The organism is Dyadobacter sp. SG02, from assembly GCF_900109045.1.
Classification (GTDB): domain Bacteria; phylum Bacteroidota; class Bacteroidia; order Cytophagales; family Spirosomataceae; genus Dyadobacter.
On the sequence record NZ_FNYL01000001.1, the window covers coordinates 616,101 to 631,844 of the forward strand.

The following is a 15,744-nucleotide window of genomic DNA, read 5'->3' on the forward strand; positions in this document are numbered from 1 at the left end:
TCAAGACTTCATCAACTAAGAAAGCCCCCGCATCATCGCAGGGGCTTTTCTGATTACAAACGCTTAACAAATACTGGTTTTAACTAACCAAAATCATTTATACGCAGGGTCTTGTGTGAGCGTAGCTGCTCCCGCCTTGTACGACCGGTCGATCGCCTCCTGCGGAATCGGGAAATACTCGTTTTTACCCTTTGTGAAAACTGCTCCTTTTTTGTAAACCCTCTTGTTGGCCTCCACCGCTACATAAGCATTCAGCGTTTCCGCGGCGATACCCCAGCGTTGCAGATCGAAGAAACGGTGACCTTCCATAGCAAATTCCAGACGGCTTTCGAAACGTACCGCCTTGCGGGCGGTTGCGGCGTCCGCCCAGGCCTGGTCGTAAGTTTTAATCACATAGTTCGCTGCCGGCTCATTCAACACAGAATAGTCGTCCCTCGATTTGGGTCCCTGAACGGCTTTTTTGACAAAGCCAGCCGGGTTGGCGGCACGGGTACGGATCTGGTTCACCAGTTTCCGCGCGTTTTCGAGGTTACCCAGTTCCACTTCACATTCGGCGAGCCACAAAAGGATCATTCCGTAACGCATAATGCGGTAGTTGTTGCTTGACAGGTTACCCCAGCCATTGATCCCGAAGCCCGCTTTCTCGGAAATGTGTTTTTTGGGAGAATAGGGCCCTGCGTAAGTCTGATCGCGGATAAAATCGCTGCCGTGAATTTTGAAATCCTTGAAAAGAATGCCCCGGCGACCTACGGTCTGATCCAGACGCGGATCGAGCGTGCCGGTGTAAGGTACGAACGGGTCGGTATATTTCAGGCCCTGGTCGTTTTTCACATCGCTTTCATTGAAAGTGTCCAGCAACGGGAGGCCGGTGGCACTGGTTTTAAATGCATTCACCAGGTTTTGCGAAGGCTGGTAAAATCCGCAGCATCCCCAGGGGTCGATGTACGGGTGAGCCAAACCTACGCCCGCGTCAGCCGCGTCGCCGGATGCACTCGAAACCGCGTACTGGATTTCAAAGATCGACTCGACATTGTTACGGGTGGCGATCAGGAAGTTATCCTCGAACTTCGGCGCCAGCGAAAATTTACCCGACGCGATAATTTGTTCCAGAATAGGTTTCGCCTTTTGCAATACAGCCACATTGGCAGCGCCGGTGGTCACGTTCCAACCCTGGTACATATAAGCTTTGGCAAGGAAAGCCAGCGCTGCCCACTTGGTAGGACGGCCGACCTGTGATTGTACTTCGGGAAGACCTTCGGAAGCCGCTTTAAAATCAGCCTCTATCATCGGCCATACGTCCTTGTCATTCGGAATTTTGGTACTTTCGAGGTCGTCCAGCTTGTAAATTGTCTCATCGATATATGGAATTGTTTTCCACATTTTCTTTGCTTCGAAGTGATACAAGCCGCGCAGGAATCGCGCTTCGGCCATAATCTGCTTTCTGCGGGCGTCGCTGATCTCCGGCACTTCGGCCATCGTGTTGATCACATCGTTGGTACGGGCCACTCCTTTATACAAGCCCCGCCACTTATTTCTGATGTGGTTGTTAGTTGGCTGGAAGTCATATTTTTCGATAAATGACTGTTCTGGCTGGTCACCGGCGTCTGTCCCTTTGTAGGAATCATCGGAAGCGAGTCCACCGAAAACCCAACTCTGGATATCGTTGTTCCAGGAATCCTGGCCATCGAGGCCCTGACCGTCGATCATCGCATAGGCCCCGACCAGCAAACCTTCCACACCAGAAGGTGTTTTAAGGGCCGTCGGACTGTATTGGCCCTGTGGATCGCGACTCAAAAATTCGTCCTTGCAAGCAGAGACTATTCCGATCGCCAAACCCACCGAAAGCATATATTTTACAATTCTTGCATTCATATATATTGAATATTTAGGATCAGTAGAAAAAACCGGTTGTCAGAATGAAACGTTGAGCCCCACCAGGAATGTCCTGGAAACAGGCATATAACCTCCGTCAAAGCCCAGCGTACGGTCTTCACCTGTCTGAATTTCAGGGTTCAGACCAGTGTATTTGCTGACAGTGAACATATTCTGTCCCTGGACATAGAGCTGCGCATTACTGAAACCGATTTTGCTTGATACTGCTTTTGGTAATGTATAAGTAAGCTGCACGTTTTTCAGGCGGAAATAGGTACCTTTTTCAACGAAGTAGCTCGACGGGCGGCTGCTGATCTGATCATCCGCATCCATGATGGGCACGGTTCCTTCCTTATGATCAGGCTGCCATGCGTCGTACAACGCACGTTTCGCACGGTTACCCTGGAATGTGTTGAAATCGGTAAAATAACGCAGGTAGCTGAATATCTCGTTACCCACCACACCATTACCAAATACCGTCAGGTCGAAAGCCTTGTAACCAATGTTCACGTTTATACCATACACGAAGTCGGGGTGCGGGTTACCGATAACGGTCCGGTCATCATCCGTGATCTTGCCGTCATTGTTGATATCCGCGATTTTGAACTTACCTGCCTTATTATACGATCCGTAAGGTGCCCAGGCTTTGGCTTCTTCGTCGGACTGGAAGATTCCCAGCACTTTATAACCATAGTAGGACGATATCGGCAGTCCAGCTTGTGTGAGCGTCACCGCCGGCACACGTGAGCCTGCACCAAAATATTTGGTATTATCGCTTTCATCGAGTTTATCCACCGTGTTGCGGTACATCGAGTAGTTTACAGAAGCACCGTAGCGCAGCTCGCCTTTCATTGCTGTGTTGCGATATGACAACCCAAGGTCGATACCCTTGTTCGTCATTTGGCCCACATTGAAAGAAGGAGCATTGGCATCGCCGGCTGTGTAAGTGATCGGTGTCGAGAAGAGCATATCGGTAGTTTTCCGGTTCCAGAAATCCAGTTCGAGCGTCAACGCGTCGTTCAGGAAAGTCGCGTCCAAACCGATGTTATTGGAAGTTGTAGTCTCCCATTTCGCATTGGGGTTACCAAATGAAGCCGCATCATAACCAATCGTTGGCTGACTTCCTGATCCGTCGATCGGATAACCTGCGTTGAAAATGTTGGCCCGGTAGGTCGTGAAGGCATTGTAGTCCCCGATTTTCTGGTTACCTGTTTTACCCCAACCGTAGCGCAGTTTCATGTCATTGATAAAGCTCGCCGACTTCATAAAGTTCTCATCCGACAACCGCCATCCCAAGCTGAATGCCGGGAAGACCGCGCTTCTGGAAGCCTGCTGAAAGCGGGAAGAAGCATCATTACGCAAGATAAACTGGAACAGATATTTGTCCGCAAAAGCGTAGTTAACTTTCCCGAATTGCGAGTAGAGGCTGTAATCGCGGTTTACACCACCGTAGTTGGACGCCTTGGTTGCATCACCGAGGTTGAGATAGTTGATAATGGATGGAATTTCAAATGCATAACCTGAACGGGCCGCGCCGAATTCCTCCGCAAACTCGCGGATTGCTTCAACCCCCACGTAAGCATCCACTTTGTGATTGGTACCAAAGTTGTGAGAGTAACTCAAAGTATTCGTCCAAACCCATTGGTAGGAATACTTATTGGTTGATCTCGACTCGTTGTTGAAGCTACCTTCAACATATTCGGGATTGGCGCGACCTATGTAACGCCCACGTTCGCTTACTCCATCGATACCAAGACTCGTTTTAACAGTCAGGTTAGGAATAATGTCGAACTCTCCGTACACATTACCGAACGCGCGCAGTCGGTAGGTACGGTTATCCATCTGGCGGTAAAGCGTCGCATACGGGTTGGAGTTGTTACCCAGGTTGGCACCCCTTGAACCGGCGAAATTGCCTTTGATGTCATAAACAGGCAATAACGGGTGGTGCTTGAAGCTACCAGAAACCGCATTTTGCTCATCATTGTTTCCGAAACCTCCCTTTCTGTTATCAAACGACACTGCCAGGTTCTCCCCTACGCGGAATCGTTTGTTGGCAGTTGAAAACTCGGTGTTGGCCCGCACAGTATAACGATCGTAGCCAATGAATTTAACGACACCGTCCTGGCTGAAATACCCCACTGACAATGCATAGCGGCTGTTTTCAGTACCACCACTTGCCGATAACTGATAATTTTGAATGGGTGCTGTTGTAGTGAGTTCTCGCCACCAGTTAGTATCTGCGGCCTTGGTGATCGCGTAAATATTACCGGGTACGAGTGAATACTTGGCAGGATCCACGTCGGGAGTGCCTTCCTTGCCTTTGCTGGGGAACACATAATCAGGGATGGTAACCTCGCCATTCGGACCGAATGTGTACTGACCATGCGAAGGCGTCTTACCTGCGTATTTATCGGCCAGGTAAAGGTATTCCCCCAATTCTTTGGCATTCAGCGCTTCCACTTCCTTATAAGCCTTCTGCGTTCCGTAATAAGCGTTGAATGAAATCACCGGCTTACCAATTTTACCGCGTTTGGTGGTGATAATTACTACCCCGTTTGCCGCCCGCGAGCCGTAAATGGACGCCGAAGATGCGTCTTTCAGGATCTGGATCGTCTCAATGTCGTTGGGGTTAAGGTTACCCTGGTTCTCCGTCGGCACGCCATCGATAATGAACAGCGGGTCGTTGTTACCAATGGTACCGAACCCCCGTATACGCACAGTCGCGTTTCCGCCGGGCGTTGCGTCGTTCACGATGTTCAGACCCGATGCCCGGCCTTGCAATTGCTGGGCAAATGTAGTGGCCGGAACAGATTGCAGGTCTTTCGCATTTACAGTCGTTACTGAACCCGTAATGTCACGCCGCGATTGCGAACCGTAACCGGTCACAATCACTTCTTCGAGTGCGCTCACGTCACTCGTCATCGAAACGTCTATCACCGTCCGGTTACCAATCGCCACATCCTTAGCCGTATAGCCAATGAATGAAAAAACCAGCATCTGAGCGCTGGAAGGCACTTTAATGGAATACTTGCCATCCGCGTCCGTAGTGACGCCGATGGTCGTGGAACCTTTTAGTGTGACAGAGGCTCCCGGCAAGCTCGAACCGGATTGCTCATCCATAACCTTTCCGGTGATGGTGATATCCTGTGAAAAAGCTACGTGGGAGGTGAGAAAGAGGAGCACGCAAAAAACCAGCCTGCTTCCCAGGTGAAGGTAGTTTTGTTTCATCGTATTTAGTCAGGTTAATATAGTTATGCATCCCAAAAATATTCATTTACAATCATTAAATAATCTAATAACTACAAAATATATTCAATCAAATATAAAATTGCACTATTCCATCTAAATAGGTAAAGCAGAATTGATTTATTCCAAGAAATAAGGGCCCGTTTTGAAAATTTTTAATCTCTTTTTAATCTCTGTTTTAATAAGTGTCAACGCTACAAATAACATGTTATCAGTCATTTATAGTAAAAAGTCAGTTACAAAACTTTAATTCTAACGCCTCTTTAAAAAGATAAAATATCTATATCGTCCATCAGACGCATTTTGGCCAGTCTTTTCGGATTTTTTATACAATTAACTTAAATATTTATATTCCTATCTTGACCAAAATTCACTCCAAATAGGAAAAGTCATATTATAACAAAAATGCCGCTACGAGCACCGTAACGGCAAAATACTACAATCGAACAGGCGGAGGCGTTCAGACTCTGACGGCTATTTCAGCTCTCTCTTTTTACCTTGCGAGTCGGTAACGGTTATAGCAGATACGTAATCCGGCAGGAACAATGCGTGACTCGATTGCGACAGGAACGACGAGCCGTAGCCCGGCTCCTCACGTCTCGATTTCCCGTTCTTCAAATGCAGCAGCACCGACGTTTCGCCAGCCGCCAGGCTGATTTTGCGCGTCGGCCTGGTCGCACGGTGGAAGCGTAGCAGCTCGCGGTTTTGCGAGGTTACCGATAGCCGGTTGCCATCAGACGAGGCCACGCGCACGAGGCCCTTCATATTGCCGCCCGCCATATAGCCGCTTTCCGAAATGCTTAGCGGACGGAAGCCTCCCTTGCCATCGCCTTTCAACACAAGCCCGTACATGGCGTCGTAGCGCCCTACCGATACCTCAGAGCCGTAATCATTTCCCGTCAGCATCAGATCGAGGTTACCGTCCTGGTCGAAATCATCGGCGATCATCCCAAATAATGGTGCAAACTGCGCCTGAACAGGCAGCTCGTGCAATGCGAACTTGCCGCCACCCTGGTTCTCGATGTAGCTGCTTTTCATCCATGTAGCCGACAAATGCAATGCATCCTTCAATTCCTCCGGTTTCAGAATATCCGGCAATCCCGCCTCGGCGAACTTACTGTATTCCTGGAAACGCTGCCGAACCTGAATTACCTGCTTGCCCATATCATCGCGGGTATTGTATGGAAATTCCTTGTAAGTGCCGTCCTCCGCTTTGTAAAAAACGGTCGGTAATGCATCGAAGTAGCCGTCGTTGTTAAAATCCTTCGCGTACACGCTCACGGGACGGCTTTCCGAAGCCCGGCTGAGCGTATTTGCTCCGAGGTTCCCGCCGATATAGTCCATGTCGCCGTCGTTATCGAAATCGCCCGCCACGAGGCTTCCCCACCATCCTTTCTTCGCTTCGAGCCCGGTGGCTACCTTTTTGAATTTACCTTTCTCGTTTTTCAGGAAAGTCAATGGCATCCATTCCCCGGCGAGCAGGAGGTCCGGCCAGCCGTCATTGTCATAATCGGTCCAGAGCGCGTCGCAGACCAGCCCGATGCCAGCCAGCTCGGGCGCCACCGCGGCCGTAACATTAGAAAAACGAACCGTACCGGTGCCATTGGAATCGTTGCGCAGGATATAACTTGAAACCGGTTTCGGATATTTCCCGGCTTCTACCCTTCCTCCTATAAACAAATCAAGGTCGCCGTCGCGGTCGTAATCAACGGCTTTCACACAGGAACCATTCACTAAAAATGCGGGTAATGCGGCACTATCGTGGGTAAAATGTCCCTTTCCATCGTTGAGGTACAATGCATTCTTCAATGCGTCGGAGCCTTCTTTGAGCTCGTAGCTACCGCTCACGATGTAAAGATCCAGGTCCTGATCCCGGTCTGCATCGAAAAGCACCACGCCCATGTCTTCGGTTGTTTTCTCGAAACCTTCCAGCCCCGGCAGCAAATCCGCCACTGTGAATTTGCCATCCGGTTTCTGGAGTAAAAACCGTCCTTTGTGCAGGTACGCGCCGCCCACGAACACATCTTCCAGCCCATCGCCATTCACATCCCCCGCCGCAAGCGCCGGCCCGAACTGCGACATTTTATGCGGCAACAGCTTCTGCACATTGAAATCGATAATGTCCATTTCCTCGTGACGATACGGCACATTCAAATCGCCCGTGATATCGGTAAACAGCGGCGTCACAGGCTGTTCGGCGGATGTCGGCACTATGGCGGCGTCCTTCTCATTCACGACCAGCAGCTGATTGGCCTTAATATGCTTCAAAACCTGACTTTTCCCGCCCGGCCAGGTGATTTTTACTTCCTGCAAAGCCTTCTCCTTCCCTAAGCCAAAGTGTAAAACCGGCTCGACGGTCGATAAATAGCCCCGGTAAGGCGAGTTTTCGGCGACTTGTTTTTTTCCGTCCGGGTAAGTGATTTCCGCAATCGCGCCGATCCCCGCCCCATTGTAACGATCCCCCTTAAACGCGATACGCAGATAATTGCTTTCCGCCGGCCTGAGCTGAATGCTGTTGTTGCGATACACCATTGCCGAGTCATTGATATTGTTGACGACGTAATCCAGGTCACCATCGTTATCTAGATCGGCATAGGCGGCGCCGTTTGAAAACCCCGGTGTTTCGATACCCCAGTCGGTGGTTACGTCGTCGAAACCCAGGTTACCGTTATTTTTAAATGCAAAATTCCTGATCCTGACACTCGGAATGTAGTCGAGCATCATTTTGGGTGCCACTATACTCGACACCTCGGAGCGATAGGCCATGAAATCGAGATCGGTAATGTCTCTTGGGAAGCCATTTGTAATAATAATATCCCGAAAGCCGTCATTATCAAAATCTGTGACCATCGGCGTCCAGCTCCAATCCGTCTCGGCAACGCCGCCAAGCAGCCCTATTTCACTAAAAACCGGCGAATGGGCTCCCTCGACAGGGCTTCCCATATTGAGTTGCAATGTGTTTCTGGCCACCTGGTACTGGTAACCGAAAAGGTCGTTGTTCTGGTAAGTCACATAGCTGTTCGCCGGCGTCATCATTTTTTTACGGCGGTTGGTCGCCGGCATCATATCCACTGCCACCACATCCACGAGGCCGTCGTTATTAATATCCGCTACATCGTTCCCCATCGCCGAATACGACGTGTGTTTGAAATAGCTTGCGGACTTGTCCGTGAAGGTTCCGTTGCCGTTATTAATGTAGAGAAGGTCGTTGGTAAGGTAGTCATTCGTGATGTACACATCCTTCCAGCCATCCTGGTTCACGTCCGTCACGTTGATACCCAGGCTGTAACCTTCGATCAGAATGCCTGCTTCTTTCGATACATTGGTAAAAACCGGGTGATTCAACCTGGCGTCCCAGTCGTTGCGGTACAACCGGTCGGTGCGGCGGGAGGAGCCGTCGACGATCTTTTGGTGGTATTTGTTTGGAATATTATTATCATCCATTTCATTGACGATCAGGAACAAATCCAGGTCGCCATCATTGTCGTAATCGAAAAATGCCGCATTGGTCGTGTGCGTCGTATCGGCAATCCCGTACTCCTTGCCCATTTCTTTGAAAACCGGCACTTTATCTTTCCCGATGCCTTGGTTTACATACAGGAGGTTCTCGCGCTGCTGCGCTACCTTGCGCACCGACGCACACACGTAGATATCCAGCAGTTTGTCATTGTTAATATCCACTAAGGCCACGCCCGTCGACCATTTATTTTCCGGCGCAACACCCGCTTTGTCCGTAACATCCTCGAATTTGAGGTCACCTTTATTCAAATACAGCTTGTTCGGGGAAGTGTTCCCGGTAAAATATACGTCGGGCAGGCTGTCGTTGTTGAAATCGCCCAAGGCCACGCCCCCGCCGTTGTAGACATACTCGAATGCGAGAATATTCATCGTATCGTTTTCGGCGATACGGTTCGAAAACTGAATACCTGTCTCACCGGCAGGCAGTTCGGTAAAAGTTTTGAGTTCTTTTTTGCAGGATACAAGCAGGGTCGTCCCCACCAATACAGGAAGTAAGCGCTTCACGAACATTAGCCAGGTGCAATAAGTTAGCGGAATCAGGATATTTCGAAATTAAGAAAAGGAGATGGCAAATGCATACCATCTCCCTAAATTAGTTAGGTTTGAAATGCTTAAAGCCAGGGGTAAGTTTTCAGGAAGTCTGTTCCTGAGCTATTAACCGGCCTCTTTTTGGCATTATTTAACTAAATAATTAAACTTATACAAGTCCATATGCTAATATTTAGCAGAAGGCTAGAAATTAGTATTCACTCGTCGCGCTTCCAGTCGGCGGGGAGCAGGTTGGAGAAGCGGTCATTACCGAGATCACCCGCAATCTCAAAACCCATCGGCATTACGACCCATCCCTGCGGTGTGGTAACCATATAACCCTGCGGAAGGGTGATCTGGGTGTAAGCATAAGGCATATCGGCATAGGGCGACCTGCCGGATCTGTTCATATTAAACACTTCCAGTTGTGTAAGCGAAACCACCAGCCGCTCAGTAGGTAACTCGCCCGGCCGCACGAGCCGCATTCCGCGCACAGGCTCGATCCGGTTATGGACGTGATTGGCAATGGTATTATAGCCATTTACACTCCTGACCGATTTAAAAATGCGGAGTGAGTCGGGAATGACCTGGAAGACCTTGAAACCTTGCTCCTGCAAACTATCGGCCACCATGCTTGTCAGCAAATGTTTGAGAGAACCTTTATATGCTTCCTTCTGGTTCGTCCGCCACTGCTTGCGTTGGGCATCGTCTTTGGGCATGAGCAGCTCGAAACGGGTAGCGCCGCCATAATAAACTTTTCCATTGAAGTAATCGAAGTCATCAAGGTCCTGGTGAATGCGGTAACCCAATGCGTAATTCTCGATGATCAGCGGCTTGGTAGTCTGCGCGCCAAGATGCCCGTCGTCGTCCTCCGAGATTCGCAATGCTTCCGGGTTAAGTACTTTGCACAATTTGCTGAATTTGCCCCTTCCCAACAGCTCGCGGATGATGATCTTTAAATGTTTTTCACGTTTTTTATTCTTTTTGGCAACAATAGTGACTCCTTTCAGCTCCTGGCCTTCCCGTAGTTTGAAAACTACTGTTTTGTTACCCGGCTGCTCAAACCGCAGCGTCTGCTTCACGGTTTCGTAGCCCAGGAACGACACTACCAGTTCAAGGTTTCCTATGGCCAGATTAGGCAACCGATAGTTGCCGTTTTCGTCGGAATTGGTCCCTATGGTCGAATTATTGATAAAAACATTGGCAAATGGCAGCGGTTTGCCGGTTTTTTCGTCGGTTACCTTTCCGGAAAGTGTAACGGTTCCTGCCTGCTGCGCATACATACGTGTACACATGAGCGCAGTCATGACCAATATCAGTAAGTAACGGTTAAGGGATATGCAGTTCAAAAGCGGGCGCATCAATGTTCAAAGCTTTAATCCTCAAAGATAAATCAGGAGTTCGTAAACTTTGAAACGATACTTAAAATACCCCGCGAACGTTGCATATCCCTTTCATTTTCAACTACGGCTTGGTTTTTAACGTGGCCGTCTTCTGCGACGATGCAAATGCATTATCGGCAATCACCTCGGCAAAAATGGTTGAAGTGACGTTTTTTCCCTTCGGCGCGGTAATCGGCACTTTCATGACATAGTTACGAAGCTCGGCATCATATTTCTGGGCACCCGCGGCTACCGTCGCCAGGAGTGTCTGCGGGCCGGAAGCCGTCGCGGCCGAATAGACCTTGAATTCTTTGACGGCCACTTCCGAGGTGTATTCGATATTCACATTGACGGTACTGAGCGAATCCACCGTCGTGGTGGTTTGCAGCACGCCCGCAGCATTGTAAACTTTGGCATCTCCGAGCCATACCACCGCGATCTGTGCTACTTTACCTTCACTGACCAGCAGTTCTTCAAACAAGTCGGGTTCTTCGTAGCAGCTGGTGAGCAGCACCGGGGTCAGGCAGGCCAGGATATATTTCAGGATCAGTTTCATGATATTTCTGTTTATAAAATCTATTTGTTGATCAGCCACATGCTCACTTCCGGGTCTTTCTGGTTAGCCAGCACGGTTTTGGAGTTCCGGGTAATCTCCGTATCAGGATATTTCATCCGCTGGATGCGCTTTCCCTGCAAATCAGGGTTGGGATTGGTCGGCATCGGGAAATCGAAGTAATCGTATTTGCGGATGTCGGTCCAGGCGTCGCCGATGAGCAACATGGATTTGAATTTCTCCGTCACGATCTGCTTCGCTGTCAATTTTGAAGCGCCGGTATCGACCTTCGGATCTTTCAGGAACTTGTCGATATCCGTCTGCTCTACCCCTACCTTCTTCATATTGGCGGAAATCATTTCCTGATAAGCGGCATATCCGGCCGCCGATGTACCTCCCCCGGCATTCTGCGCTAGCCTGGCCTCCGCCTCGATCCCTTTCAGCTCCGAGTAAGTCATCATCACCAACGGCGAGTCGATATTCGAATGCCAGGCCTTACTGTTCAAATCGACCGTGGAGCCGCTGCCTGAGCCCGGTACCACGCCCGAATAAACCGTCTGGTTGTTCTTCAAACCAATCACTTTCGACAACCGCGGGTCCGTAACGCCCTGTGTAGTGCCATTGAAAAGATCGACGATCGTATTCGTAAATGTGACCGTGAGATTGCCGGTAGTATTCGGGATAGCCACCTTACTGTACCAGGGACTCAGATTTTTGGAATTGTATTGTAATTGAAAATCATCTTCATTACCCTTCATTCCTTTTTCCAAAGAAGACAGCGCGCCTTGCGCAGCTTGTTGCGGATTCCGTAGCGAGCCGTGCCAGACGTACCGTGCACGCAACGAATAGGCCAGCCGGGACCATTTGGCAAGGTCGCCCTTATAAATGAGGTCGTCCTCACCGGGTTTCGCGCCCGTATTGCCTCCAAGTTCGGTCACCGCTTCGTCCAGTAATTTGAGAATGGTCGCGTACACCTGCTCCTGCGTATCGTACGCGGGCGCGAAGTTTTTCTGGTCGGCCTGGCTGTAAGGCACATTCTCCCAACTGACGGTCGCCACGCCGAGGTTGTAAGCGATCAGCACTTTTGCAATGCCCACGTAAGCCGGGGAGCCTTCCTCCTGCCCTTTTTTGATGATCGCATTGAGCTGCGGCAATGCATACAGGTACAGGTTCGACCAGCCGAGCGTGTTGTCCGTCTCCGCATATGTGTCGATCCCGTTCGCTCCCAGCGCGCTGCCAAGTTGCTGCGCATACTGGCAGGCCACAAAGGCCTGCTGAAAACTTGCTTCGGCCGTGTAAAACTGCGCAGTGGGCAGTAGTTCCTGCATGGTGGCGTCGCCTTTCAGGGTTTCGTCCGTGTTAACGTCCAGGAATTTATCGCAGGCCGTTAGCAGCAAGCCCAGCAAAGGCAGCATTTTGAATATGTATCTGATATTTTTCATGTTTTCCTAGAAATTAACATTGACACCCAACTGAAAACTGCGTGTAGCCGGATTATTCCGCCCCACAAAACCGATGATATTGGTACCCGAGCCAAATGTGAGGGCTTCCGGATCATACCCGCGGAAAGGGGTATTCAAAAACAGGTTGGTACCCGTAAAATTGAACCGCACGCCGCCTTTGAACACCGTTTTGGCCAATGCCGCTTTGGGAATCGAGTACGACAGGCCCACGGTCCGCAACCGGAACCACGAGCCGTCCTGGATATTGAACTGCGCCGAATTGCCCATGTAACGCGCCGTCGAGGGGTTATAGAATGCGTCGTCGAGTACGACCGACTTGGTATTCGGCACGTAGGTCACCGAGTTGTCGGCGCCCTTTTGCTCCACTACTCCTTTGAATACCACCCGCTCGTAACGCCGTTCGGTAATCCCGATCGACCCCGAGCGAAATGCGTTGCGTTCGCCGAGATCGACCACATCGCCGCCCTGCCGCCATTCGAGCAGGAACGAGAGGCTTAATCCTCGGTAATTGAAAGTGTTGGTGAGGCCGGCTGTCCAGTCAGGCAATGCATTGCCCCAGGGCACGGTTACCTGGCTGGTAAGTGGGAAACCATTCGATTGAATGAGCAGCTGACCGTCCGGCGCGCGCAGGTAATCGAGGCCCCACAGTTCGCCGAGCTTGCTACCCTCGCGCACTTTGAGTACACCGCGACTGCCGTTATCGAAATAGGAGATTTCTTCAAGCTCGTCCGGCATTTCGATCACCTTTCCTGACATTTTGGTAAAATTCAATGACATATCCCAGGTGAACCGGGCCGTGGTCACCGGCTTGAAAGTGGCCAGTAACTCGATGCCCTTGTTACGGATCAAACCGATATTGGTATAGTAAAATGAATACCCCGACACATTCGAGACGGGCGCCCGGACGATCTGGTCCTTGCTGTCCATCGTGAAATAGGTGGCGTCGAGCATGAGCCGGTTGCTGAAAAAGCGCAGCTCGGTACCGAATTCGATGGAAGTGGTGCGCTCGGGTTTGAGATTATCCGCAGCGGTGGTGGAGCGGCGGATGTATCCCGGCACCGTATTTCCGAATGGGAAGTTATCCGCGAGCTCGTAATACACGCCTATCACGTACGGGTCCGTGCCCTTGCCTACCTGCGCCCACGACGCTCGCAACTTTCCGTAGCTGAGGATATTGTTTTTGGGCAGGTTTTCGGTAAAAATATACCCGGCGCTGAATGAAGGGTAAAAGAACGAGTTATTCGCTTTCGGCAACGTGGAAACGATGTCGTTCCGGCCGGTGGCATTCAGGTAAAGCACGTCCTTGTAACTCAGCTTGGCATCCGCGAAGAAGCTCACGATCCGGTATTCGAGCGGCGAGTAGAAGCGCTTTTGCTGGTTCCGGTAGCTGCTGATCTCGTCGGTAAACGGTGCTTTCCAGCCTTCGCCACGTTCATAATAACTATCGGGCCGCTTGCTGCCTACCACCGAGTTGCCGACCATCAGCGAGCCATTCCAGCTTTCGTTGAGCTGCTTCGTGGCCGTCACATATAAATTGGAGTTGATTTCGCGGTAATTGATATTTTCCTTGATCAAAAAGCCCTTCACCGCGGTGCCGACATCGAAAGTACTGTCGACCTGCCGCTTCCGGCGCTCGTTGAAGGCGTCCATCGTGATCTGGTATTTGGCGGAAAGCCAGTCGGTAATGTTGTAGTTCAATGTCAAATCCGCGATGTACCGGTTCACGGCATCGATCCGCGGGCTCTTCTTGACGAGGTAAACCGGGTTATCCGTAAAACCGGGCAGCAGGTTTTTGTACGACCCGTCGGGGTTCAGGTAATCGTTTACGTCGTAAGTATTCGGCCAGTAGGATAATGCGCTGAATATCGATTTGTCGCCGGCCGGCGGGCGTTTTCCACCGGATCGGATGTAGTTGAATGAACCCGAGGCTGAAAAGCGTTTCGTGAAATTATAGGTACCGGCGATTTTGGCGGAAGTCCTTTCGAAATGCGTGGCCGGAACAATGCCCTGCTGATAGTTATGGCCTGCGGAGACGTAAATGCTCCCCTTTTCGCTTCCTTTGGTCAGGCTGATATTGTTGTTGGTGCGAAAGCCGGTCTGGTAAAAGCCACGGAAGTTGTCGTAGATACGGTCGGTGGTGTTGCCGATCACCGACGGCCCGAACGATTGATAGGGCGTCCGCTGGCGCACTTCGGTCGGTGAAATGAACTCTCCGAACCGCCCTTGCAGGAAGCGCGTCTGTATGTCGGGCGATTTGCCCAGCACATCCACACCGCCCGACAGCGATACCGAAACATTCAGCTTACCCGACTTACCGCGTTTGGTGGTAATGATAATGGCCCCATTGGAAGCGCGCAAACCATAAAGTGCCGTTGCGGCAGGACCTTTCAGGACAGAAATGCTTTCGACGTCGTCGGGATTAATGTCGGCAGCGCGGTTGGTATTCGCAAACTGCTCGGAGGCGCCGGGTGAAGCGGAGCCTGCACTGGGCAGCGGGCTTCCGGCGGTGGTGGCATTGCTGATGATAATGCCGTCGATCACAAACAGGGGCTGGTTATCGGCGCTCCCGCTGAGCGAGGTAATGCCCCTGAGGATGATATTCACCCCTGCCCCTGGCGCTCCACCCGAACCGGTGATCACCGCGCCGGCAATCTTGCCCTGCAATGCTCCCACCATATTCGGATTGCCCGATTCCCTGATTTCATCGGAACGGATCGATTGCACCGAGTAACCGATTGCCCGCTTTTCCTGCGTTTGCCCGAGCGCGGTCACTACCACCTCGTCCAGCATTGCTACGTCGGCTTCCATTTGCACATTCAGCGTGCTCTCGCCTCCGCGGGTTATCTCTTGCTTTTTAAAACCGATGAAGCTGAAAACGAGTACCGTACCCGGGTCAACATAAATCGAATACCTTCCATTCGCATCGGTCAAAGTGCCATGGGATGTCCCCTTGGCACTCACACTTACACCGGGAATTTCAATTCCGTCCTTGTCCGTGACTTTACCAGCCACCGACCCATCTTGCGCCTGCGCGACATTCCGGCAGAATACTGCCAACAGGCACAGCAACATCAGGTTGTTGTGAAGTAATTTTTCCATCATAATTAGTTAGGTGTCGTTATATGATAAATGTAATTTACTATCCATTCTTTAAAAAATATCACTTTAAGTCCCAATAAGA

The 15,744-nt window shown here is 50.7% G+C and carries 7 protein-coding genes; all 7 read right to left on the minus strand.

The genetic code is table 11. The features are described 5' to 3' along the window. Positions 1-93 precede the first annotated feature (93 nt). The 7 genes from BMW93_RS02640 to BMW93_RS02670 all read right to left on the minus strand — a co-directional run bounded on the left by BMW93_RS02640 (position 94) and on the right by BMW93_RS02670 (position 15,665). A complete protein-coding gene (locus tag BMW93_RS02640; protein WP_090373622.1) occupies positions 94-1,872 on the minus strand; it encodes a RagB/SusD family nutrient uptake outer membrane protein in 1,779 nt (592 codons plus the stop codon). A gap of 39 nt (positions 1,873-1,911) precedes the next feature. Beyond that, positions 1,912-5,100, minus strand: a complete 3,189-nt coding sequence (locus tag BMW93_RS02645) for a TonB-dependent receptor (RefSeq protein WP_090373623.1) — start codon at positions 5,098-5,100, stop codon at positions 1,912-1,914. Positions 5,101-5,592: 492 nt separating this feature from the next. Beyond that, positions 5,593-9,147, minus strand: a complete 3,555-nt coding sequence (locus tag BMW93_RS02650) for a VCBS repeat-containing protein (RefSeq protein WP_090373624.1) — start codon at positions 9,145-9,147, stop codon at positions 5,593-5,595. 236 nt (positions 9,148-9,383) lie between these two features. Further along, a complete protein-coding gene (locus BMW93_RS02655; RefSeq protein ID WP_229240149.1) occupies positions 9,384-10,472 on the minus strand; it encodes a carboxypeptidase-like regulatory domain-containing protein in 1,089 nt (362 codons plus the stop codon). Between the two features lie 157 nt (positions 10,473-10,629). Continuing rightward, positions 10,630-11,103 (minus strand): hypothetical protein, encoded by a 474-nt coding sequence (locus BMW93_RS02660; protein ID WP_090373625.1) that lies wholly within the window; start codon positions 11,101-11,103, stop codon positions 10,630-10,632. 20 nt (positions 11,104-11,123) lie between these two features. Beyond that, positions 11,124-12,542: a SusD/RagB family nutrient-binding outer membrane lipoprotein gene (locus BMW93_RS02665; RefSeq protein WP_090373626.1), complete on the minus strand. Its 1,419-nt coding sequence runs from the start codon at positions 12,540-12,542 to the stop codon at positions 11,124-11,126. Between the two features lie 6 nt (positions 12,543-12,548). Beyond that, a complete protein-coding gene (locus BMW93_RS02670; RefSeq protein ID WP_090373627.1) occupies positions 12,549-15,665 on the minus strand; it encodes a SusC/RagA family TonB-linked outer membrane protein in 3,117 nt (1,038 codons plus the stop codon). Positions 15,666-15,744 lie beyond the last annotated feature (79 nt).